This is a genomic window from Roseateles sp. P2_H4 (genome assembly GCF_056403315.1).
Map to the genome: position 1 here is coordinate 1 of NZ_JBFUFR010000070.1, position 21,939 is coordinate 21,939.

Genomic DNA, 21,939 nt, shown 5'->3' on the forward strand with positions numbered 1-21,939 from the left:
CTGCAGGCGCGTCGCCTGGGCACGCCCGAATCCGCCCTGCCCACCCTGCCCCTGGCCGAGCTGAAGATCAGTGGCACCCAGCGCGTCAATGCCGAAGCCCTGCGCGCCGAGCTGGCCCTGCAGCCCGGCGAGCGGGTCGGCCGCGCGGAGCTGACCCGCGCCGTCGAGCGCCTGGACGGCACCGGCGACTTCGAGCGCATCGAGACCGAGATCGACGACCGCGAGGGGCGGCGCTTCGTCGAGCTCAAGCTCACCGAGGCCGACTGGGCCGCCAGCCGCGTGCGCTTCGGCCTGGAGCTCTACAGCAACTTCGCCGACGCCAACCGCTACTCCCTCGTCGGCATGCACGTGGCCGACTGGCTCAACCGCTGGGGCGCCGAACTGCGCACCGTGGCCCGCATCGGCTCCACCCGCGGGCTCAACACCGAGTTCTATCAGCCGCTGGGCCCGGGCTCACGCTGGTTCGCGGCCGCCAAGGTCGGCTTCGAGGCCGGCAGCAACGATGTCTTCAACCAGGGCCAGCGCGCCTTGCGCCTGTCCAGCAGCCTGGCCAGCGGCCAGCTCGAACTCGGCCACCGCATCGCCGGCCTGGGTGATTTGCGGCTGGGCATAGGCAAGCTGCGCGCCTCCGATGAAGTCATCATCCCGGTGCTGCCCGAAGGCGGCCGGCGCTCGCAGACCTATGCCCAGCAATACCTGGAACTGCACACCGACACGCTGGACTCCCTGGCCTTCCCCAGCCGCGGCCAGTGGACGACGGCGCGCATCGAATGGCTGCACCCGCGCGGCGAGGACAGCGTCATCAACGCCTCGCTGATCGGCCTGTCGGCCTTCCGCCTGGGCGAGTGGGCCGGCCAGCTCTATGGCGAGGCGGCGCATGCGGAGCGCGGCCAGGCACGCTCACTGGGCGGCTATCTGCGCCTGTCCGGCACGCCCGATGCGTCGCTGGTGGGCGAGAACATGACCCTGCTGCGCCTCGTCATGGCGCGGCGCATCGGCGAGATGCCGGTGGGCCTGGGCGGTGCCGTGCGCATCGGCTTCTCGCTGGAGACGGGTGCCATCGGCGCCGGCTCGGGGCTCAAGCTGTCCAACCTGCCCAGCAGCGGCTGGAAGCAGGCCGTCAGCGGCTTCCTCAGCGTGGACACGCGCTTCGGGCCTTTCTACCTGGCGCTCGGCGCGACGCGCGGTGGCGAGACGGCCGCCTATTTGCTGCTCGGACCGAGCTGGTAGAGAAAATGGCAGTCAAGCCCCGCTCTCATCTGCCGATAAGCCTGTTGAACGGGCCTGCAGCATTCGCAGGTCGGCACATTCCAGGAGCCGAGGAGCATCCCATGACGACATCGTTGCATCGAATCACACGGCTTCAGGGCCTGCTCGCGCTGAGCGCCCTGGTGCTGCTGGGCGCCGCCGGCATGCGGTCCGTGCAGGCCGCCGACAACGCCACCGCCACCGCCACGGGCGTCGTGCTGCAACCCATCGCGGTGACCAAGGCCGCCGACCTCGTGTTCGGCAATCTCGTCGCCGGCAACGGCATCGTGACGCTGGCGACCGACGGCACCCGCACCAAGTCCGGCGCCGCCGCGCTGCCCACAGGCGTCGCCGGCGTGGCCGCACGCTTCGACGTGACCGGTTCCGGCAACAACACCTTCTCCATCGACTACACCGGCAGCGACACCGTGCTGACCGATGCCAGCGCCAACACGATGGCCGTCGACTGGATCACCGAGGCGTTGGCAGCGGCCACTGCCACCGGCAAGACCGATGAAACCTCCGACGCGGCGACCGGCACGCTGTCCTCCGGCGCGGCCTATATCTTCGTCGGCGGCAAGCTGACCGTCGGCGCCGCCCAGGCTGCGGGCACCTACACGGGCGTCGTCAAGGTGACCGTCGCCTACAACTGAGGCTGCACGCCATCGCGGCCATGACGACCGCCCGCCACACCACCCTCGGCACCACCGCCGCGCTGCTGTGCAGCCTGATGCCGGCGGGCCCGGCCGTGGGCGCCAGCGCCACGGCCCAGGCCAGCGCCGCGGTCATCGTGCCGGTGACGGTCACCGCCTGGCTGGGCGTGCCCGTCAGCGTGCAGGACCTGCTGCTGGCCCAGGACGCTCCCGCGGGCCCGGCGACCGGCGCCCTGGTGCCGCGCGTCGCCAGCGCCACCACACCGGCCAGCCTGCGCGCCCTGCCCGTCTGGATCGCTGCCGCCGTGGAGTCCCGGCAGGCCTTCGGCGTCGACATCGTCCCCACGACCGGTGCAGCGCTGCTGGCACGCGGCCCGGCAGCGGCCGTGTCGGTGGCTGCCGCCACGCCCACGGGCGACGGCGGCGATGGCGAGGCCCCGCTCGTCATCATCGTCGCCTTCAACTGAGGCCATGCGCCAACCGGCCTGGCACCTCGCCCTGCCCTGGCTGCTGCTGCTCGCCAGCGTGTCGGCCTCGGGCCAGACCCTGGTCAACACGGGCGGCCTGTCCTTCGGCGCCTTCACGGCGGGCAGTGGCGGCACGGTCACCGTCACGCCGGGCGGCGCCCGCATGAAGACGGGCAGCGTCATCCTCGTCAATCAGGCCGGTACGGCCAGCGCCGCGCAGTTCACGATCACGGGCACGCCGAGTGCCGTCTTCGTCATCACGCTGCCGGCGGACGGCACCACCTTCCTCACCGACGGTGCCAGCGGCAGCATGGCGTTGAACAGCTTTGTCAGCAGCCCCTCGGGCACTGGCGTGCTGTCGGGCGGCGGCACGCAGACCATCAACGTCGGGGCGACGCTGAGCGTCGGCAACCTGCAGGCCACGGGCAGCTATTCCGGCAGCTTCAACGTGACGGTGAACTACCAGTAACGAACTGCACGGCAACTGCCGCGCTTTTCCGAGCTTTGCCGCGCTCAAGTCCTGGCGACCATGCCGGCATGCGTGCAACACCCCAGCTTTTCCTGCTTGCGGCCCTCGGGCTGCTGCTGCCGCACGCCGCCTTCGCGGACCTGATGCTCTTCCCCACGCGCATCGTCTTCGACAAGCAGCAGCGCGCCGCCCAGGTCGAACTGATGAACCAGGGCAAGACGCCCGAGACCTACCGCATCAACCTCGTCAACCGCCGCATGGGCCCGAACGGCGAGTTCATCGCCATCGACGCACCCGGCCCCGGCGAGCAGTTCGCCGATGCCATGCTGCGCTACTCGCCGCGCCAGGTCACCATCCCGCCCGGTGGCTCGCAGATCGTGCGCATCCTGCTGCGCAAGCCCGAGGATCTCGCCAGCGGCGAATACCGCTCCCATCTGCAATTCGACCGCGTGGCCGAGGCGACGGGCGCCAGCAGCGTCGAGGACGTGGCCAGGCGCGAAGGCAAGGACGTCGGCATCGTCATCCAGGCCCTGGTGGGTGCGTCCATCCCGGTCATCGTCAGGCAAGGCGAGACCCATGCCAAGGTCGAGCTGTCCGAACTGGGCTTGCAGCCGGCGTCGGCGGCGGGCCCAGGCACCCTGTCCTTCCAGATGAAGCGCGAAGGCAACCGCTCCGTCTATGGCGACCTGGTCGCCACCTTCACGACCACGGCCGGCGTCACCTTCGAGGTGGCGCGCGCCGGCGGCGTGGCCGTCTACGTGCCCAATGCGGCCCGGCGCGTGCAACTGCCGCTGCAGCTGCCCTCGGGCAACACCCTGCCCGCCGGCACGCTGAAGCTGGCCCTGCGCGAACGTCCCGAATCCGGCGGCAAGCTGCTGGCCGAGACCAGCCTCGCCCTCCCCTGACGGCCGGCGCCCGCGCGATGCGCGCCATGGCCCTGCCCCGCCTTCTCCGCGCCATCGCCGCGGCCCTGCTGGCCGCGCCGCTGCTGCTCGCCCAAGCCGCGCCGGACGACGCCGCGACACCGCTGCGCCGCCTTGAAGTACAGCTCAACGGCCGCAGCCTCGCCGAACCGCTCGACGCCTACCAGACCGACTACCAGGTGCTGCTGCCGCTGGGCAGCATCTCCAGGCTGCTCGGACTGGACATCCGCGTGCAGACCGTGTCGGGCCGCGCCGCCGGCACGCTGCCGGGTTCGGGCGAGCCCTTCTGCCTGGACCTGGTCGAGTCCAGCATGCGCATCGGCGAACGGCGCCAGTCCTTCGAGCCGCGCTTGGCCCAGGCCATAGGCGGCGACATCTATGTGTCGACGCAGCTGCTGGCGCGCTGGCTGAACCTGGAACTGGCCGTCGACCTGCCGCACTGGCAGCTGCGCCTGCGCGCCCGCGACGCCGTGGTGGCCCAGCCGCCCGCACCGCCGCGGCCGGCGGGGCCACGCCGCATCGACGAGACCAACCTCCTCGTGCTGGAGGTGATGCTGGACGGCCAGGTGGTGTCCGACAGCCTCAGCGCCTACCAGGACGGCACCCAGACCCTGCTGCCGCTGGGCGAGCTGTCGCGCCTGCTGATGCTGGCCATCCAGGTGAAGCCTGACCGCGGCAGCGCAGACGGCCGGCTGCCCGGCGAGCGCGGCTTCGCGCTGAACCTGGCCGAGTCCCTCGTCAGCCTGGGCGGCCGGGAGCAGAACTTCGAGCCGCGCCTGGCCGGCGTCGTCGGCGACGACATCTATGTGTCACGCCAGCTGCTGACGCGCTGGCTGCCGCTGGAGCTGCAGGTCGACCTCACCACCCTCAAGCTGAAGGTCGTGCCGCGCGAGAAGCTGCCGCTGCAGGAGAGGCTGGAGCGCGAGCGCCTGGCCGCGGCCCTGGCCGGCGTGCAGCCCGCCGAGCGGCCGAACTACCCGTATGCGCCGTCCACGCCGGCGCTGATCGACGTGCCGTCCATCGACCAGTCCTTCGGCGCCGACGCGCGCCGCGGCCGCAACTCGCGCCAGTACAAGGCCGCCTACACCGCCTTCATCACCAGCGACCTGCTCGGCATGGAGGGCTCGGCCTATGTGCTCAAGACCCAGGACAAGGCCAGGCCCGACCTGCGCCTGACGCTGGCCCGCAACGATCCTGACGCCGGCCTGCTCGGGCCCCTGCAGGCGCGCTCCGTGGCGCTGGGCAATCTCGCGCTGCCCAGTGTGCGCAACGTCATGCAGGGCAGCGCCAAGGGCAATGGCGTGTCGGTCAGCAACCGGCCGCTGGACCAGCCCAACAGCTTCGACCGCCACAGCCTGCGCGGCGACCTGCAGCCAGGCTGGGACGTGACGCTGTACTACAACGACCAGCTGCTGGGCTACCAGTCCTCGCGCGCCGATGGCCAGTACGCCTTCGACGACCTGCCGCTGTCCTTCGGTCCCAACGAGTTCCGCCTCGTCTTCCACGGCCCGCTGGGCCAGCTGCGCGTGGAGAAACAGAGCTTCCTGCTCGACCAGGCCAGCGTGAAGCCCGGCCAGGTCTTCTACACGCTGGCCTCGCAGGTGGCCGACGACGGCTCGGTGCGCAGCGTGGCCCAGGCCGACATCGGCATCGGCAAGAAGCTGACCGGCAAGGTCGGCCTGGTGCGCCGCCCGCGCCTGGTGGCCGGCGTCGTCACCGAGGCCCTGGACTACGGCCAGCTCGGCCTGCTGGCCTATCTCGACTCGATGATCCTCAGCTCGCAGCTCGTCGGCATGCGCGGCGGCGGCGCCCTGGGCGAGGTTGGCATGAAGACGCGCCTGGGCAGCTTCGCGCTGGACCTGCTGCACACCCAGCGCCAGGGCAATTTCGTCAACGACCAGTTCGCCGACGTGGCCGGCGGCGTGCGCCAGCGCGACGAACTGCGCCTGCAGGGCGGCGTGCGCCTGGGCGGGCTGCCGCGCGTCGTCATCGATTTCAACGCCGTGCGCAACAAGCTGGACCGCGGGCCGGCCAACGTCCAGCTCGGCCTGCGCACCTCCAGCATGCTGTGGGGCACGGCCCTGTCCAACAGCCTGCGCTGGCAGCGCAACGGCGATGACAGCGTCACCGACGGCACGCTGCAGATCAGCCGGCGCGTCGCCGACATCGGCCTGAACGCGCAGTTCAACTACCGGCTGCAGCCCGGCGCCAGCCTGCAGGCCGTCGCCATCAGCGCCGACCGCAGCCTCGGCGACGGCTATCTGCTCAACGCCGGCCTGCTGCGCAGCATGGACTCGGGCCTGACGCTGGTGGCGGCGGGCTTCAGCAAGAACCTTGGGACATTCGGCCTGGCGATGAGCGCCAGCTACTCCAGCCAGCACGAGCTGGCCGTGGGCATGCAGCTCTTCGTCGCGCTGGACCGCGACCCGCGCAGCGGCCGCTGGCAGCTGGATGGCCAGCCACTGGCCGGCAGCGGCGCCGTGTCGGCCCGGGCCTTCGTCGACCGCAACATGAACGGCATCCGCGACCCCGACGAGGATTTCGTGCCCAACGCCGGCTTCCTGCTCAACGGCGGCGGCCGCCACCCGCGCCTGACCGACGCCGGCGGCGTCGCGCTGCTGAACCGCCTGGCACCCGGCCGCTATGCCGATATCGCGCTGGACCCCACCACGCTGGAAGACCCGCAGTGGAAGCCGCTGACGCCCGGCGTGCGCGTGCTGCCCCGACCCGGCCGCGTCGAGCAGCTGGAGTTCCCGGTCGTGCTGACCTCCGAGGTCGAGGGCACCATCTATCTGGTCGAAGCGGGTGCCAAGAAGCGCGGCATCGGCGACGCGCAGGTGGAGCTGGTCAATGCCAAGGGCGAGGTCGTCGCGACGACGACCAGCTCGGCGGACGGCTACTACCTCTTCCACCAGGTCACGCCTGGCGCGCTGCGCCTGCGCATCGCACCCGAGCAGGCGGCCAAGCTCAAGCTGAAGGGCAAGCTGGAACGCGGCCTGGACGTGCCGGCCAACGGGGACTTCCTGAGCGGTGAGGATCTGGAGCTCAGGCTCTGAGGCAGCGCTCGGCCAGCTCGAAATCCTCCGGCCACGTCACCTTGAAGTTGGCCATCGACGCACGCACCAGCAGTGGCGCCAGACCCAGGGCCTCGACGGCGCTGGCTTCGTCGGTGGCGGCCGCACCCATCGCGGTCAAGGCCTTCTCGACGAGGCCGAGGCGGAACATCTGCGGTGTCTGCGCGGCCCATTTGCCGCGGCGGTCCACGGTGGCTGTCACGCGGCCATCGGCGTCGCCGGCCTTCAGCGTGTCGGCGATGGGCTGGGCCAGCAGGCCTCCGACGGCGTCGTCGGCACAAGCATCGATCAGCGCATCCACCCACTCGGGACGCAGCAGGCAGCGGGCGGCGTCGTGCACCAGCACCCAGTCGGCGTCGCTCGCGCCGCGACGGCGCAGCTCGGCCAGACCGCCCAGCACGCTCTCGGCGCGGCTGGCACCGCCGACGCGGGCGACCCAGCCGCCATGGCCCGGCAACGCGGTCTCGAAGCGGTCATCGGCGGGCGACAGCACGACCAGGGTCTGCGCGACACGCGGCACAGCCGCGAGGGCGGCGAGCGTGTGGGCCAGCATGGGCCGGCCGGCGATGTCGACGTATTGCTTGGGGATGCCGGCGCCGGAGCGCTCGCCGATGCCGGCGGCGGGAACAAGGGCGAAGAAACGTGTCATGCCCGCATCTTCTCAAGCGCGCGCTGCACGGCCGCCAACACGGCCTGGGGCGCCTCCATCTGCGGGTAGTGGCCCACACGCGCCAACTCGACGACGTCGGCGGAAATCTGCAGCTCGCGCAGCCGCGCAATCATGTGCGCGCCCGAGATCGGGTCGGCGCTGCCATTGATGACGGTCAGCGGCACGGGGCAGCGCTGCAGGGCACCGACCCAGCGCTCGCGGTTCTCGCGGCGCTCGACCATGTAGCGGATCAGCCCGGGCAAGGCGAGGCGGCCGTCGTCGCGGCTCATCAGCGCCCACATCGCGTCAAGCTCTTCGGTGCCTGGCTTGGTATCACCAGCAATCGCCGTCAGGTTCGCCCCCAGCTTGGCGCGACTGGACAGACGGGCGATCAGCGGGCCCAGCGGCGACAGCAAAAGCTTCTGCAGCAGCACCGGCCGGTGCGTTTCGGGGAAGAGGCCGCCATTGAGCAGCATGACGCCGCGCAGCTTGACCGGCAGACGGCCATCGATGGCGCGGGCGATCAGCTCCTGGGCGACCGTGTCGCCGAGGTCATGGGCGAGCACCGCGCATTCCTGGACGCCCGCTTCGGCCAGCGCGGCCAGAAAGAGGTCGGCCTGCTCGCCCACCGTGTAGCGGTGGCCGCGCGGCTTGGCGGAGAAGCCCAGGCCCAGCATGTCGGCGGCCACCAGCCGGTGGCTGCGCGCCAGGTCCGGCCAGAGCTTGCACCAGTCCCAGCTCGCCGTCGGGAAGCCGTGGATCAGCAGCAGTGCCGGCGCATCGGGCGGGCCATCGGTGCGGATGAAGACGCGGTAACCGTTGAACAGGAAATACCGGCCCGCCGCCTGCCAGGCCTCGACGCTGGGCGTCACGCGTCGTGCCCGGGGTTCTGGCGCGCCAGGCGGCGCAGCAGCCCCGGCCAGGCCAGCTCGGCACCCGAGCCGCGCATGACCTTGTCGCTCTGGGCGCGGATGCCGGCCAGGATCTGCTGCGGGATGCGGATCAGCTCACCACCACCCGCCTGGGCCGCGATCTGGATCTCGCAGGCGCGTTGCAGCATGAACATCTTCAAAAAGGTGTCGGCCGCGCTATGGCCCAGCGTCAGCAGGCCGTGATTGCGCAGCAGCATCAGCGAGGCACGGCCGAGATCGGCGACGAGCCTGACCTTCTCCTCGGGGTTGAGCGCGACGCCCTCGTAGTCGTGATAGCTGAGCGAGGCCAGCGGAAACAGGCTGTGCTGCGAGATCGGCAGCAGGCCCTCGCGCTGCGTGCTGACGGCCACGCCGGCCACCGTGTGCAGGTGCATGACGAACATCGCATCCTCGCGCGCCTCATGCACGGCGCTGTGGATGATGAAGCCGGCCGGGTTGACGTTGTAGTCGCTGGGCGCGACCTTCTCGCCGGCCTGGTCCACCTTCACCAGGCTGCTGGCCGTGATCTCCTCGAACATCATCCCGTAGGGGTTGATGAGGAAGTGATGCTCGGGGCCGGGCACGCGGGCCGAGATGTGGGTGAAGATCAGGTCGTCCCAGCCCTGCAGGGCCGCCAGGCGGTACAGCGCCGCCAGGTCGCAGCGGACGGCCCATTCTTCGGGGGCGCAGTTCTCAGGCTTGGCCATGGTGTCTCCTCGTGAAAAGGGTCGATCCAGCATAGCGCCGACAATCGCCGGGCTGTTGTCACCTCCGTTCCCATGCTGATTGCCGACCTCCGCCAGCGCCTGCGTGCGCTCGGCGCCAACCCCGACCACGAAAGCCGCGTGCTGCGCCACTGGCTGCACAGCCTGCCGCTGGACGGTGGCAAGCGGCCGCTGCAGGGCTTCCTGCCCAAGGCGGTCATGGAGGCGCTGCCGGGGCTGATGGCGGCGCTGGACAGCCTCGTCACGCTGCGCAGCGAGCATGCCGGCGGCGATGGCGAATCGGCCCGGCTGCTGCTCGGCCTCACCGACGGCCAGACCGTGGAGACCGTGCTGCTGCCGCGCGAAGGCGTGTGCGTGTCCAGCCAGGTGGGCTGCGCGGTCGGCTGCCAGTTCTGCATGACCGGAGTCGACGGGCTGATACGCCAGGTCGGCAGCGCGGAGATCGTGGCCCAGGTCGTCATGGCACGGCGCAAGCAGCCGAAGCTGCGCAAGGTCGTCTTCATGGGCATGGGCGAGCCCGCGCACAACCTGGCCAATGTGCTGGACGCGATCACGCTGCTGGGCCGCGAGGGCGGGTTTGCGCACAAGCAACTGGTGTTCTCCACCGTCGGCGACGAACGCGCCTTCGAGGCCTTGAACGCCGCCACGGTCAAGCCGGCGCTGGCCCTGTCGCTGCACACGACCGACGCCGCCAAGCGCGAGCGCCTGCTGCCCCGCGCACCGCGGCTGACGCCGCAGGCCCTCGTCGAGGCCGCCGACGCCTATGCCCGCGCCAGTGGCTACCCCATCCAGTACCAGTGGACGCTGCTCGACGGCGTCAACGACGGCCCCGAGGAGCTGGACGGCATCGTTCAGCTGCTCAAGGGTCGCTACGGCCTCTTGAACATGATCCCGTTCAACAGCGCGCCCGGCCTGCCCTTCACGCGGCCGAGCTGGGAGCGCGCTCGCGCCATCGCGGCGGAGCTGTCCAGCCGCGGCGTGCTGACCAAGCTGCGCGACTCGGCCGGCCAGGACGTCGAAGGCGGCTGCGGCCAGTTGCGCGCCCGCGAGGCCGTCGGCCGGCCGGTTCGCGTTGTGAGGATTCACGCCTGATTCGAGGGTATCCGGGGAGCCGGGTACACGCGGTTCCACCCGCAGAATCGCGGCGCCGCAGCGGCCTCGCTGCGCGCAGAGATCACTTCGGAGAAGACATGATTCAGCTTCAGACGCTGGCCAGGCAAGCCCGCATGGCCGCCCTGATCGCAGGCGCCGCCCTGTGCTTGCAGGCCTCGGCCGCCAACACGGCCAGCAAGTTCGAGCCGACGGCCCAGTTGGGCGGCAGCACGCTGCAACTGAATGGCAAGGGCACCCGTGTGCGTCTCGTCTTCAAGGCCTATGACATGGGTCTGTACACGACCAGGCATGTCGGCACGGCTGCGGAGCTGCTGGCCCTGCAAGGCCCCAAGCGGCTGCAGTTCACCGCGCTGCGCGAACTGCCCGGCACCGACCTGGGCCGCCTCTTCCTGCGCGGCATCAGCGACAACACGCCCAGCCAGCAGATGACCCGCCACACGCTGGCCACGACCCGCCTGATCGAAGTCTTCTCTGGCAAGCCCAAGCTGATGCCCGGTGACACCTTCACGATGGATTTCGTGCCCGGCAAGGGCACGCAGTTCTACATCCAGGGCCAGCCTCAGGGCGAGCCCATCGGCGACGACGAGTTCTTCACCATGGTGCTGAAGATCTGGTTCGGCGAGTCGCCGGCCGACACCAATCTGCGCGACGCGCTGCTGCAAGGCCCCACGGCCTGAGGCGCTTCAAGCAGGCCTCCTAGAATCCTCGGCATGCGCCGCTGGTTTCTTGTCCTGCTGAACCTGCTCGTCGCCGCCCAGTTGTCCTGGGCCGGCGCAGCGCTGTGTTGCGTGGACGAACTGGGCGGCGAGAAGACCGGCCTGTCGCAGCTGGGTGGCGAGCAATCCCACACGGCCAAGGCCGGCGACACCCACCCGGTCTGCGAGACCGGGCATTGCCACTGCCACCATGCCGGCTGCGCCACGCCGCTGGCCGAGCGCGATGCTCTCGCGGCACCGCAGACGCTGGCTCCCGAGCCCGCCGATGCGCTGCGGCTCAAGTCCTACATCCCCGCCGGGCTCGAACGCCCCAATTGGCTGCGCGCCTGATTCGGCGCGCCGCTTCCCTCCTCTTGATCTGAAGCGCGGCACCCGCTGGGTGCCGGGCGCGCGCCGAACCGTCCGCCGTTGTTCCCACAACCCCTGGAGAGTTCGATGCGAAGCCCTGCTGTTGGCTTTTTGCTGTGCATGGTGCTGGCGCCCGCCAGCCATGCCCTGACCCTGGCCGAGGCACAACGCCTGGCCCTCACCCACAACCCCGAACTGGCCGGCGCGCGGCTGGAGCTGCAGGCGCAGCAAGGCGCTGAGCTGCAGGCCGGAGCGCGGCCCAACCCCGAGCTGGGCGTGCTGCTGGAAGACACCCGCAGCGCCACGCGCACCAGTACCGTTCAGCTGTCCCAGGCCATCGAACTGGGCGGCAAGCGTGCCGCCCGCCAGGCCGCCGCCGCTCAGGCGCGCGAGCAGGCCGCCGTGGCACTGGCAGCCAGGCGGGCCGACGTGCGCGCCGCCGTGGCTATCGCCTTCCTCGACCTGCTCGGCGCGCAGGAACAGTTGCGACTCGCAGACTCGTCGCTGGCGCTGGCGCGCAGCGCGGCAGGCGCCGCCGACAAGCGCCTGCAGGCCGGCAAGGTGCCGCCGCTGGAACTGGCCAAGGCCCGTGTCGCCGAGGCCGGCGCGCGGGCCGAGCTGGCCCAGGCGCAGAGCGAGCTGCTGCTGGCACGCGGCCGCCTCGCGGCGTTGTGGGGCCAGGGGCCGCAGGCAGCGGCGCAGGCCGACGGTGACACCGCCGCCCTGCCCGGCCCGCCCGACGAGCAGCGCCTGGCCGAGGCGATGGCCGAAGCGCCGTCGTTGCGCCTGGCGCGGCTGGATATCGCGCGCCGCCAGGCCTTGAGCGAGGGAGAACGCGCGCGCCGCGTGCCCGACGTGACCGTGACGCTGGGCGCCAAACGCGACGCCGAACTCGGCCGCACGCAGGCCGTCATCGGTTTCTCGCTGGCACTGCCCGTCAACGACCGCAACCAGGGCGGCCTGCTGGAAGCCCTGCGCCGAGAAGACCAGGCGCGCGAGGCACTGACCGCCGCGACGCTGAAGCTGAACACCGACGTGGCCCAGGCCACCGCGCGGCTGCGCCTGGGACGCGAGCAGGCGCAGCTGCTGCGCGACGACGTGCTCCCCACGGCCCAGACCGCCTACGAGGCCGCGCTGAAGGGGTACGAACTCGGCAAGTTCGCCTTCCTGGACGTGCTGGACGCGCAGCGCACGCTGTTCCAGCTGCGCCGCCAGTTGCTGCAGGCCAGCGCCGAGGCCCACCGCGCCGCCGCCGAGCTGGACCGCCTGCTCGGCCGCACCCCACCGAACGAGGACTGAAGCGATGAACAAGAAAAAGAGCACCCTGGCCATTGCCGCCGTGCTGGCCGTGGGCCTGCTGCTGGGCGTGGCCATCCTGCGCCACGACAAGCCCCAGGCACATGATGACCACGACGAGAAGCCGCACGCTGACGAGCCGGCCACGGCAGTCGTGAACAATGGCCCGCATGGCGGCCGCCTGTTCGGCCAGGACGGCTTCGGCCTGGAACTGACCATCTTCGAGACCGGCGTGGAGCCGCAGTTCCGCGTCTACCTGTACCGCGACGGCAAGCCGCTGGCGCCTGCGCAGGCCGAGGTCGGCGTGACGCTGCAGCGCCTGGGCCGCGCGCCGCAGGCCTTCGCCTTCCAGCCGGAGGGCGCCTATCTGAAGGGCGCGGGCGTCGTCGAGGAGCCGCATTCCTTCGCTGCCACCCTCACGGCCAATGTCGGCGGCAAAGCTTACGAGTTCCGCTTCGAGCAGGTCGAGGACCGCGTCACCGTCAGCGACGAGCAGCTGCGCCACAACGGCATCGTGCTGGCCACGGCCGGGCCGGCGCGCATCGCCAGCACGCTGCAGCTGCTGGGCGAGGTGAAGCTGAACCAGGACCGCGCCGTCGTCATCACACCGCGCCTGGGCGGCCTCGTCGAGGCCGTGCGCGTGAATGCCGGCGACCGCGTCAAGCGCGGCCAGGTGCTGGCCGTCATCTCCAGCCCGGCGCTGGCCGACCAGCGCGGCGAGCTGCTGTCGGCAGGCAAGCGCCTGGCGCTGGCACGCACGACGCACGAGCGCGAGAAGAAGCTGTGGGAGGACAAGATCTCCGCCGAGCAGGACTACCTGGCCGCCCGACAGGCCATGCAGGAGGCCGAAATCGCCGTCGAGGCGGCGCGGCAGAAGCTGGCCGCGCTGGGCGCCTCGGCGGGTGACGCGCAGGGGCTCACGCGGCACGAGATCCGCGCCACGATCGACGGCGTCGTCGTCGACAAGAAGATCAGCATCGGCGAGGCGCTGAAGGAGGACGCGCCGGTCTTCCAGCTGGCCGACCTGTCCAGCGTCTGGGTCGAGCTGACCGTGCCGGCCAAGGACCTCCACCAGCTGCAGGAGGGCATGGCGGCGCAGGTCAGGGCCAGCGCCTTCGAGGCCCAGGGCGAGGCGAAGCTCAGCTACGTGGGAGCACTGGTGGGCGAGCAGAGCCGCAGTGCGACCGCACGCCTGGTGCTGGCCAACCCCAAGGGACTGTGGCGGCCGGGGCTGCCGGTCACCGTGGGCTTGAGCGCCAGCGCAACCGAGGTGGCCGTGGCCGTCGAGGCCGAAGCGGTGCAGACGCTGCGCGGCGCCACCGTCGTGTTCGGCCGGTATGGCCAGCAATTCGAGGCCCGGCCGCTGATGCTGGGACGCAGCGATGACCGCAACGTCGAGGTGCTCAAGGGGCTGAACGCCGGCGAGCGCTATGCGGCGAAGAACAGCTTCCTGGTCAAGGCCGACATCGGCAAGGCCGGTGCCGAGCATGACCATTGAGAGACACGGCCATGTTTGAAAAACTCATCCGATTCGCCATCGCCCAGCGCTGGCTGGTGCTGCTGGCCGTGGCGGGCATGGCGGTGCTGGGCGTGTTCAGCTACCAGCGCCTGCCCATCGACGCCGTGCCCGACATCACCAATGTGCAGGCGCAGATCAACACCGAGGCGCCGGGCTATTCGCCGCTGGAGGCCGAGCAGCGCGTCAGCTTCGCCATCGAGACGGCGATGGCCGGCCTGCCCCGGCTGGAGCAGACGCGCTCGCTGTCGCGCTACGGCCTGTCGCAGGTCACCGTCGTGTTCAAGGAGGGCACCGACATCTACTTCGCCCGCCAGCTCGTCGGCGAGCGCATGCAGCAGGCGCGTGCCAGCCTGCCGGCCGGCCTGACGCCCGCGCTCGGCCCCATCGCGACGGGGCTGGGCGAGATCTATATGTGGACGGTCGAGACCAAGCCCGGTGCGCTGAAGGCCGACGGCACGCCCTACACGCCGATGGACCTGCGCGAGATCCAGGACTGGATCGTCAAGCCGCAGCTGCGCACGGTGCCCGGCGTGACCGAGATCAACAGCATCGGCGGCTACGCCAAGGAGTACCAGGTGGCGCCCTGGCCCGACAAGCTGGTGGCCCACGGCATCGACTGGCGAGAGCTGGTGCAGGCGCTGGAGCGCAACAACGCCAACGTCGGCGCGGGCTACATCGAGCGGCGCGGCGAACAGGTGCTGATCCGCGCGCCGGGCCAACTGGCGGGCGTGGAAGACATCGCCGACATCGTCATCCGTGGATCGGTGCGCGTCCGCGATGTGGCGGACGTCGGTATCGGCCAGGAGCTGCGCAGCGGCGCCGCCACTGACAACGGCCACGAGGTCGTGCTCGGTACGGTCTTCATGCTGATGGGCGAGAACAGCCGCCAGGTGTCCCTGGCCGTGGACCGGCGGTTGGAGGAGATCAACCGCAGCCTGCCGGCCGGCGTCGTCGCGCAGACGGTGTATGACCGCACGACGCTGATCGACAAGGCGATCGCCACCGTGCGGACCAACCTGCTGGAAGGCGCCCTGCTCGTCGTCGCCGTGCTGTTCGCCTTCCTGGGCAATCTGCGCGCGGCCGTCATCACGGCGGCCGTGATCCCGCTGGCCATGCTGTTCACGTTCACGGGGATGGTCGCCAACAAGGTCAGCGCCAACCTGATGAGCCTGGGGGCACTGGACTTCGGCATCATCATCGACGGCGCTGTCGTCATCGTCGAGAACTGCGTGCGGCGGCTGTCGCATGCCCAGGCCGCGGCGGGCCGAGCCTTGAGCCGCGACGAACGCTTCGCCGAAGTCTTCGCCGCCGCCCGCGAGGCGCGCCGGCCGCTGCTGTTCGGCCAGCTCATCATCATGGTGGTCTACCTGCCCATCTTTGCGCTCAGCGGCGTGGAGGGAAAGATGTTCCACCCGATGGCCTTCACGGTCGTGGCGGCACTGCTGGGCGCGATGTTGCTGTCGGTGACCTTCATTCCCGCGGCCGTGGCGCTGTGGATGGGCGGCAAGGTCGGCGAAAAGGAGAACCGGCTGATGGCCTGGGCCCGGCGCGCTTATGCGCCGCTGCTGGACTGGACGCTGGCTCACCCGCCGCTGGTGCTGACCATCGCCGGCGTGGCCGTGGCCCTGAGCGCACTGCTGGCCACGCGCATGGGCAGCGAGTTCATCCCCAGCCTGGACGAAGGCGATTTCGCCGTGCATGCGCTGCGCATCCCCGGCACCAGTCTGACCCAGGCCGTCGAGATGCAGCGCGAGCTGGAGCGCACGCTGCTGCAGGCCCCAGAGGTGGCGCGCGTGTTCTCCAAGCTCGGCACGGCCGAGATCGCGACCGACCCGATGCCGCCCAGCGTGGCCGACACCTTCGTCATGCTGAAACCGCGCGATGAATGGCCCGACCCCAAGCGCAGCACCGCGTCCCTGGTCCAAGACCTTCAGAAGCTTGCAGCGAGCCTGCCCGGCAACAACTACGAGTTCACGCAACCCATCCAGATGCGCTTCAACGAACTGATCTCGGGCGTGCGCAGCGATGTGGCGGTCAAGGTGTTCGGCGACGACATGGCCGTCATGGAGGCGACGGCCGAGCAGATCGCGAAGCTGCTGCAGGGCGTGCCGGGCGCAGCCGATGTGAAGGTCGAGCAGACGACCGGCCTGCCCATGCTGACGCTGCAGATCGACCGCGCCAAGCTCGCACGCCTGGGCCTGAGCGTGGCCGATGTGCAGCAGACCGCCGCCGCGGCCATCGGCGGGCAGGAGGCCGGCGTACTGTTCCAGGGCGATCGGCGCTTCGACATCCAGGTTCGACTGCCCGACAGCGTGCGCAGCGACGTCGACGCCCTCAAGCGGCTGCCGCTGCGACTACCGAACGGCGCGCATATGCAGCTTGGCGAAGTGGCGGGCTTTGACGAAGCCCCCGGCCCCAACCAGGTCAGCCGCGAAAACGGCAAGCGCCGCGTCGTCGTGACGGCCAATGTGCGCGGCCGCGACATCGGTTCCTTCGTGACCGAGGCACAGGCCAGTCTGCAAGCCAAGGTGAAGATCCCGAGCGGCTACTGGACCAGCTGGGGCGGCAGCTTCGAGCAGCTGCAATCGGCCACCGCGCGGCTCAAGGTCGTCGTGCCGGTGGCGCTGGGCCTGGTGTTTGCGCTGCTGTTCGCGATGTTCGGCAATGTGCGCGACGGGCTGCTGGTGTTCACGGGCGTGCCATTTGCGCTGACCGGTGGCATCGCCGCGCTGTGGCTGCGCGACATCCCGCTGTCGATTTCGGCCGGTGTGGGTTTCATTGCGCTGTCGGGCGTGGCGGTACTGAACGGGCTCGTGATGATCGCCTTCATCCGCTCGCTGCAGGACGATGGCCTGCCGCTGGACCGCGCCGTTCGCGATGGGGCGCTGACGAGATTGCGGCCGGTGCTGATGACGGCCCTGGTCGCATCGCTCGGCTTCGTGCCCATGGCCCTGGCCACCGGCACCGGCGCCGAGGTGCAGCGCCCCCTGGCCACGGTCGTCATCGGCGGCATCCTGTCGTCCACCGCGCTGACGCTGCTGGTGCTGCCGCTGCTGTATCGCTGGGTGCACCGCGGTGCTTCAACTGGAACGGTAGGCGTCGGCGTCGAGGCCTAGTCGGCGGATGCGGTCGTGCAGGGTCTTGCGCGCCAGGCCCAGGCGCTCGCCGGCCTTGGCGATATTGCCGCCGCTCTCCCGCAGCGCCTGCACGATCCATTGCCGCTCCACGGCAGCCAGCGCCTCGTCCAGTGGCGCCTGCGGCAGCGCTGCGGGTTCGCTGGTGGTCGGCAGTTGGGGTGCCACGGCCTCGGTGACGAGGCCCAGCACCCAGCGCTCGGCAAAGTTGCGCAGCTCGCGCACATTGCCGGGCCAGTCGCGCGCCGCCCAAGCGGCGAGCTGGGCGGCGCTCCAGGCCGGCACGGGGCGCTGCAGGCGCTCGGCGGCCTGGGCGCAGAAGTGGCTCAGCAGCAGCGGGATGTCCTCACGGCGCTGGCGTAGCGGGGGCAGCGCGATGGCGGCCACGTCCAGGCGATAGAACAGGTCCTCGCGGAAGCGCCCTTCCCTGGCCAGCTCCAGCAGGTCCACCTTGGTCGCCGCCACGACGMGGCAGGCCAGCGGCACGGCCGTGTTGGCGCCCAGCCGCTCCACGCTGCGCTCCTGCAGAACGCGCAGCATCTTGACCTGCAGGGCTATGGGCATGGACTCGATCTCGTCGAGGAAGACCGTGCCGTCGCCGGCGAACTCCAGCTTGCCGATGCGGCGCCTGGCCGCGCCCGTGTAGGCCCCCGCCTCGGCGCCGAAGATCTCGGACTCGAACACGCTCTCGGGCAGAGCGCCGCAATTGATGGCGACAAAGGGACCGCTCGCGCCGCTGGCCGCGTGCAGGGCGCGGGCCACGACCTCCTTGCCGGCACCGGTCTCGCCGTGGATGAGCACGTCAACCCGTGCCGGGCCGAGCGTGGCGATCAGCGTGCGAAGCTGCTCCATCGCCGCGCTGGCACCCAGCAGGCCATCGACCGGGCCGCCGGCAAGCTGGGCCTTCAGCCGCCGGTTCTCCAGCACCAGGCGGCGCTGGGCCAGCGCGCGGCGCACGACCTCGACGAGGTGCTCGGCCGAGAAGGGCTTTTCGATGAAGTCCCAGGCGCCGTCGCGCATGGCTTCGACCGCCATGCCGATGTCGCCATGGCCGGTCACGAGGATGACGGGCAGTTCAGGGTCCTGCTCGCGCAGGCGCTGCAACAGCGCCAGGCCACTGTCGCCGGGCAGTTGCACGTCGCAGACGACGATGCCGGCAAAGCCCGGCTGCAGCCAGGCGCGCGCCGCCTCGGCCGAGTCCACGCCGTGCGCCCGCAGGTCGGCCAGGCGCAAGCTCTGCGACGTGGCCAGGCGCACATGCTCGTCGTCCTCGACGAGCAGCACATCGATGGAATCAGCGCGGGTCATGCGGGGATTGTGTGATGGGCAGGCGCAGCGTGAACTGCGCGCCGCCCTGCGCTGCGTTGCCACCCTGCAGCGAGCCACCCAGCGCATTGGCGATGGAGGCCGAGATGGACAGGCCCAGGCCCAGCCCGTCGCCACGGCGCTTGGTCGTGAAGAAGGGCTCGAATAAGCGCGCCTGCACGTCGTCGCTCAGCCCGGGGCCGTCGTCCGTCACGCGCAGCAGCGCCTGGCCGGCATCGACCTCGGCCTGCAGCGTGACCGTGCCGCCGCCTTTCTCGGCGCTGGCGTCGATGCCGTTGCGCAGCAGGTTGACGAGCACCTGCTCGATGCGCACCTGCTGGCCCAGCACGGCCAGACCTTCGGGCACGGGCAGGCAATTGAGCTTGACGCGCTGGCGGCGCGCTTCGGCGCTGACCAGGGCCACCGCGGCCTGGAAGGCTTCCGCCACCACCACCGGCTGCACGCGCAGCTCGTCGCGCCGCGCAAAGCCCTTGAGCTGGCCCACGATGGCGGCGATGCGCTGGGTCAGGCTGTCAATGGACTGCAGATTGGTCTCGGCATCGGCCTGCATGCCGCGTTCGAGAAACACGCGGGCGTTGTCGTTCAGCGCCCGCAGCGCCGCCAGCGGCTGGTTGATCTCGTGCGTGATGCTGGCGGCCATCTGGCCCAGCACGGCGAGCTTGCCGGCCTGCACGAGGTCGTCCTGCGTGGCGCGCAGCGTCTGCTCGGTGCGATGCAGCTCGTCCACGCGTGCCTGCAGTTCGCGCGTGCGCTCGGCGATGCGCGTCTCCAGGCTGTCGTAGGCGGCGCGCAGCTCGCCCTGGGCGGCCAGGCGCTCGCGGGCGCGGCGGCGGCGCAGCTGCAGATAGGCCAGGGTCAGCAGCAGCGACATCCAGCCCAGGGCCGCGGCCCAGGCGCGGCCGGCGGCGATCTGCTCGGCGCCGCGGATCTCGGTGAAGGACAGCAGCGTCCAGCCGCGGCTCTGCACGGGCTGCTCGGTGACGAGGGCACGCAGCTTCTTCGCCGCGGTGGCGATGCGCTCGATGCGCAGCTCGGTCGATGCGCGCGAGGGCTCGCGCACCAGCGCAGGCAGCGGCAGGTCGCCGTATTGCTGGGTGTCGTGCAACTCGGCGCGTATCGCATCCGACAGGGGCTGCAGCGTGCGGTACTTCCATTCCGGCCGGCTGGCGAGGAAGACCACGCCACGCGCGTCGGCCAGCATCAGCTCGCCAGCGCTGCGCGCCCAGTTGGCTTCCATCTCGTCGAGCGACACCTTCAGCACCACGACACCCGCCGCAGGGCCACTCAACCGATGGGCGATGAAATAGCCCGGCGTGCCGGTCGTGGAGCCGCGCGCATAGAAGTGGCCACCGCCACTCGCCATCGCGTCGCGGAAGTAAGGCCGGTAGGCGTAGTTCTGGCCGACAAAGGTCTGCGGCTCGCGCCAGTTGCTGGCCGCCAGCGTCAGGCCCTGGGCGTCGATGAGAAAGATGGCCGCAGCCGCCGCATCGTGGGCCACACCCTCGAGCAGCGTGTTGACGGCAGCCTGCTGCGCCTTGGACGTGGGCTCGGCCAGCAGGCCGGCCAGCGCCGGATGACGGGCCAGCACCTGCGGCACGGCCTCGTACTTGTCCAGGGCGCCGGTCAGCTCGTGGGCGACGAAGCGGAGGTGGCGCTGCGCGTCGTCGCCGGTCTGGGCCAGCGCCAGGTCCAGCGACAGCCGCCAGGCGGCATAGGCGACTGCCGCGCCGCCCAAGACCACCGCCAACAGCAGCGCGAGGCTGCGTTGCCAGCGGGCCATCTTCTTCGGGTGGTCAGTGGTGGACGGACTCGGCATCAATTCGCGAATGCCGGCGCGTGTCACGCATCAACAGGTAGACGAGCAGCGAGCAGGCGATCACCGCGGTAGCGTACCAATAGAAGCCGCTCTCCATGCCCTGCTGCTTGAACCACAGCGCGATGTACTCGGCGCTGCCGCCGAACACCGACACGGCGATCGCATAGGGCACGCCGACACCGGTGGCGCGGATGGAAGCGGGGAAGAGCTCGGCCTTCACGACCGCGTTGATGGACGTGTAGCCGCTGACGATGAGCCAGGCGCACGCGATCAGGCCAAAGGCTTCCCAGGGCCCCTGGGCATGGCGCAGCGCCGTCAGCAGCGGCACCGTGAAGATCGTGCCCAGCACGGCAAAGCCCAGCAGCAGCGGCTTGCGGCCGATGCGGTCAGACAGCGCGCCGTAGAGGGGCTGCAGCAGGGCCGCGAACACCAGGCTGGCGGCGGACACGGCCGTGGTCTGCGCGTCCGTCAGGCCCACCGACAGCTTCAGGAACTTCTGCATATAGGTCGTGTAGACGTAGAAGGCCAGCGTGCCGCCCATGGTCAGGCCGATGACGATGAGGCATTCGCGCGGGTGCTGCAGCAGCAGCTTGAAGCCGCCCATGCGGTCCTTGTTGCGCTGCTTCTCGGCCTTGAAGGCCTGGGTCTCCGGCAGGTCCGACCGCATGATCAGCGCGACGATGGCCAGCAGCGCGCCGATGAAGAAGGGAATGCGCCAGCCCCAGGCCTTGAGCTGGGCGGCATCGAGCACGAAGTTCTGCAGCACCAGCAGCACGACCAGGGCCGTGAGCTGGCCGCCGATCAAGGTCACGTACTGGAAGCTGGCATAGAAGCCGCGGTGCTTGGACGTCGCCATCTCCGACAGATAGGTGGCGCTGGAGCCGTACTCGCCCCCCAGGCTCAGGCCCTGCAGCAGGCGCGCGAACAGCAGGATGGCCGGCGCCCAGACGCCGACGGCGGCATAGGTGGGCGAGCAGGCGATCAGCAGCGAGCCGCCGCACATCAGCAGCACCGAGGCCATCAGCGCGAGGCGCCGGCCGTGGCGGTCGCCGAGGTAGCCGAACAGCAGGCCGCCGACGGGCCGGATGAAGAAGCCCAGGGCGAAGATGGCCGCCGTCGACATCGACTGGGCCACCGGGTCGCTGGAGGGGAAGAAGGACGACGAGAAGTAGAGCGAGAAGGCCGCGTAGCAGTAGAAGTCGTACCACTCGACGAGGTTGCCGAGGGAGCCGACGAGGATGGCCTTCAGGCGGCTGAATTCGATGCGGTCGGGCGCCGCCGCCGAAGCGGTCGAAGCCGCGGGAAAGATCGCTGACATGGGGCTTGTCTCCTGGAGTTGTGCCCCAGGATGAGCAGCTTGCGTGCCAACAGCGTGCGCCGTGCCGCCCCAGGGTGGAGCGGCCATCAGAGAGTTGAATCTGGCGGATTTCCGCCGCCACGGCGGGTCAGCCCCCGCCGCCGGCGGCGATCCGCCGCTAGAAGCGCAGATCGATGCTCGCCATGTCGAAGCGGCTGCCCTCGCCGTCCGGTTTCACGCTGACGACACGAAAAC

The 21,939-nt window shown here is 70.5% G+C and carries 18 protein-coding genes; 12 read left to right on the forward strand and 6 right to left on the reverse strand.

Features of this window, described 5'->3' with window-relative positions; translation table 11 throughout:
• The 6 genes from AC1DW3_RS29600 to AC1DW3_RS29625 form a co-directional block, all read left to right on the forward strand.
• Window positions 1–1,230 (forward strand): POTRA domain-containing protein (locus tag AC1DW3_RS29600; protein WP_477937674.1); only part of this gene is annotated, 1,230 nt, incomplete at its 5' end.
• 101 nt (window positions 1,231–1,331) lie between these two features.
• Entirely contained in the window at window positions 1,332–1,901 is a 570-nt protein-coding gene (locus tag AC1DW3_RS29605) for a DUF4402 domain-containing protein (RefSeq protein ID WP_477937676.1), read from the forward strand.
• A gap of 20 nt (window positions 1,902–1,921) precedes the next feature.
• A complete protein-coding gene (locus AC1DW3_RS29610; RefSeq protein ID WP_477937678.1) occupies window positions 1,922–2,368 on the forward strand; it encodes a hypothetical protein in 447 nt (148 codons plus the stop codon).
• Between the two features lie 4 nt (window positions 2,369–2,372).
• Window positions 2,373–2,837, forward strand: a complete 465-nt coding sequence (locus AC1DW3_RS29615) for a DUF4402 domain-containing protein (protein ID WP_477937680.1) — start codon at window positions 2,373–2,375, stop codon at window positions 2,835–2,837.
• 68 nt (window positions 2,838–2,905) lie between these two features.
• Window positions 2,906–3,742, forward strand: a complete 837-nt coding sequence (locus tag AC1DW3_RS29620; RefSeq protein ID WP_477937682.1) for a fimbrial biogenesis chaperone — start codon at window positions 2,906–2,908, stop codon at window positions 3,740–3,742.
• A gap of 26 nt (window positions 3,743–3,768) precedes the next feature.
• Window positions 3,769–6,816, forward strand: coding sequence for an MSCRAMM family protein (locus AC1DW3_RS29625; protein ID WP_477937684.1), 3,048 nt, complete (start codon window positions 3,769–3,771; stop codon window positions 6,814–6,816).
• Here AC1DW3_RS29625 and ispD read toward each other — a convergent pair.
• Genes ispD through AC1DW3_RS29640 form a run of 3 tightly spaced genes read right to left on the reverse strand, consistent with a single transcriptional unit; the run spans window position 6,806 to window position 9,101 of the window.
• Window positions 6,806–7,483 carry a 2-C-methyl-D-erythritol 4-phosphate cytidylyltransferase gene (gene ispD, locus AC1DW3_RS29630; protein ID WP_477937686.1) on the reverse strand — a complete coding sequence of 226 codons (678 nt, stop codon included), beginning with the start codon at window positions 7,481–7,483 and terminating at the stop codon, window positions 6,806–6,808. The two genes, AC1DW3_RS29625 and ispD, sit on opposite strands and share 11 nt — an antisense overlap.
• Complete coding sequence (locus AC1DW3_RS29635; protein ID WP_477937688.1) at window positions 7,480–8,355, reverse strand: alpha/beta fold hydrolase; 876 nt, start codon at window positions 8,353–8,355, stop codon at window positions 7,480–7,482. The genes ispD and AC1DW3_RS29635 overlap by 4 nt, the downstream gene beginning before the upstream one ends.
• Window positions 8,352–9,101, reverse strand: coding sequence for a class II aldolase/adducin family protein (locus AC1DW3_RS29640; protein WP_477937690.1), 750 nt, complete (start codon window positions 9,099–9,101; stop codon window positions 8,352–8,354). Before AC1DW3_RS29640 ends, AC1DW3_RS29635 begins: the two co-directional genes overlap by 4 nt.
• Before the next feature lie 72 nt (window positions 9,102–9,173).
• Between AC1DW3_RS29640 and AC1DW3_RS29645 the strand changes: the two genes are divergently transcribed.
• The 6 genes from AC1DW3_RS29645 to AC1DW3_RS29670 all read left to right on the forward strand — a co-directional run bounded on the left by AC1DW3_RS29645 (window position 9,174) and on the right by AC1DW3_RS29670 (window position 17,227).
• Window positions 9,174–10,211: an RNA methyltransferase gene (locus AC1DW3_RS29645; RefSeq protein WP_477937691.1), complete on the forward strand. Its 1,038-nt coding sequence runs from the start codon at window positions 9,174–9,176 to the stop codon at window positions 10,209–10,211.
• A 98-nt stretch (window positions 10,212–10,309) separates the two neighbouring features.
• Window positions 10,310–10,909, forward strand: coding sequence for a chalcone isomerase family protein (locus AC1DW3_RS29650; RefSeq protein ID WP_477937693.1), 600 nt, complete (start codon window positions 10,310–10,312; stop codon window positions 10,907–10,909).
• A 33-nt stretch (window positions 10,910–10,942) separates the two neighbouring features.
• Window positions 10,943–11,278 (forward strand): hypothetical protein, encoded by a 336-nt coding sequence (locus tag AC1DW3_RS29655; RefSeq protein ID WP_477937695.1) that lies wholly within the window; start codon window positions 10,943–10,945, stop codon window positions 11,276–11,278.
• Window positions 11,279–11,383: 105 nt separating this feature from the next.
• Window positions 11,384–12,595 (forward strand): TolC family protein, encoded by a 1,212-nt coding sequence (locus AC1DW3_RS29660; protein WP_477937697.1) that lies wholly within the window; start codon window positions 11,384–11,386, stop codon window positions 12,593–12,595.
• 4 nt (window positions 12,596–12,599) lie between these two features.
• Window positions 12,600–14,090, forward strand: coding sequence for an efflux RND transporter periplasmic adaptor subunit (locus AC1DW3_RS29665; RefSeq protein ID WP_477937699.1), 1,491 nt, complete (start codon window positions 12,600–12,602; stop codon window positions 14,088–14,090).
• Between the two features lie 11 nt (window positions 14,091–14,101).
• Complete coding sequence (locus tag AC1DW3_RS29670; RefSeq protein WP_477937701.1) at window positions 14,102–17,227, forward strand: efflux RND transporter permease subunit; 3,126 nt, start codon at window positions 14,102–14,104, stop codon at window positions 17,225–17,227.
• Here the strand turns inward: AC1DW3_RS29670 and AC1DW3_RS29675 are convergent.
• Genes AC1DW3_RS29675 through AC1DW3_RS29685 form a run of 3 tightly spaced genes read right to left on the reverse strand, consistent with a single transcriptional unit; the run spans window position 17,192 to window position 21,705 of the window.
• Window positions 17,192–18,553 (reverse strand): sigma-54-dependent transcriptional regulator, encoded by a 1,362-nt coding sequence (locus tag AC1DW3_RS29675; RefSeq protein WP_477937703.1) that lies wholly within the window; start codon window positions 18,551–18,553, stop codon window positions 17,192–17,194. The two genes, AC1DW3_RS29670 and AC1DW3_RS29675, sit on opposite strands and share 36 nt — an antisense overlap.
• On the reverse strand, window positions 18,540–20,351 hold the full coding sequence (locus AC1DW3_RS29680) for an ATP-binding protein (RefSeq protein ID WP_477937705.1): 1,812 nt from the start codon (window positions 20,349–20,351) through the stop codon (window positions 18,540–18,542). Before AC1DW3_RS29680 ends, AC1DW3_RS29675 begins: the two co-directional genes overlap by 14 nt.
• 13 nt (window positions 20,352–20,364) lie before the next feature.
• Complete coding sequence (locus AC1DW3_RS29685; protein ID WP_477937707.1) at window positions 20,365–21,705, reverse strand: MFS transporter; 1,341 nt, start codon at window positions 21,703–21,705, stop codon at window positions 20,365–20,367.
• Window positions 21,706–21,939 lie beyond the last annotated feature (234 nt).

What these genes read in the sequence shown, in the direction of transcription:
- AC1DW3_RS29605 (WP_477937676.1), top strand. Translation starts at nt 1,332, where the DNA reads ATGACGACATCGTTGCATCGAATCACACGGCTTCAGGGCCTGCTCGCG.
- AC1DW3_RS29610 (WP_477937678.1), top strand. Translation starts at nt 1,922, where the DNA reads ATGACGACCGCCCGCCACACCACCCTCGGCACCACCGCCGCGCTGCTG.
- AC1DW3_RS29615 (WP_477937680.1), top strand. Translation starts at nt 2,373, where the DNA reads ATGCGCCAACCGGCCTGGCACCTCGCCCTGCCCTGGCTGCTGCTGCTC.
- AC1DW3_RS29620 (WP_477937682.1), top strand. Translation starts at nt 2,906, where the DNA reads ATGCGTGCAACACCCCAGCTTTTCCTGCTTGCGGCCCTCGGGCTGCTG.
- AC1DW3_RS29625 (WP_477937684.1), top strand. Translation starts at nt 3,769, where the DNA reads ATGGCCCTGCCCCGCCTTCTCCGCGCCATCGCCGCGGCCCTGCTGGCC.
- ispD (WP_477937686.1), bottom strand. Translation starts at nt 7,483, where the DNA reads ATGACACGTTTCTTCGCCCTTGTTCCCGCCGCCGGCATCGGCGAGCGC.
- AC1DW3_RS29640 (WP_477937690.1), bottom strand. Translation starts at nt 9,101, where the DNA reads ATGGCCAAGCCTGAGAACTGCGCCCCCGAAGAATGGGCCGTCCGCTGC.
- AC1DW3_RS29645 (WP_477937691.1), top strand. Translation starts at nt 9,174, where the DNA reads ATGCTGATTGCCGACCTCCGCCAGCGCCTGCGTGCGCTCGGCGCCAAC.
- AC1DW3_RS29650 (WP_477937693.1), top strand. Translation starts at nt 10,310, where the DNA reads ATGATTCAGCTTCAGACGCTGGCCAGGCAAGCCCGCATGGCCGCCCTG.
- AC1DW3_RS29655 (WP_477937695.1), top strand. Translation starts at nt 10,943, where the DNA reads ATGCGCCGCTGGTTTCTTGTCCTGCTGAACCTGCTCGTCGCCGCCCAG.
- AC1DW3_RS29660 (WP_477937697.1), top strand. Translation starts at nt 11,384, where the DNA reads ATGCGAAGCCCTGCTGTTGGCTTTTTGCTGTGCATGGTGCTGGCGCCC.
- AC1DW3_RS29665 (WP_477937699.1), top strand. Translation starts at nt 12,600, where the DNA reads ATGAACAAGAAAAAGAGCACCCTGGCCATTGCCGCCGTGCTGGCCGTG.
- AC1DW3_RS29670 (WP_477937701.1), top strand. Translation starts at nt 14,102, where the DNA reads ATGTTTGAAAAACTCATCCGATTCGCCATCGCCCAGCGCTGGCTGGTG.
- AC1DW3_RS29680 (WP_477937705.1), bottom strand. Translation starts at nt 20,351, where the DNA reads ATGGCCCGCTGGCAACGCAGCCTCGCGCTGCTGTTGGCGGTGGTCTTG.
- AC1DW3_RS29685 (WP_477937707.1), bottom strand. Translation starts at nt 21,705, where the DNA reads ATGTCAGCGATCTTTCCCGCGGCTTCGACCGCTTCGGCGGCGGCGCCC.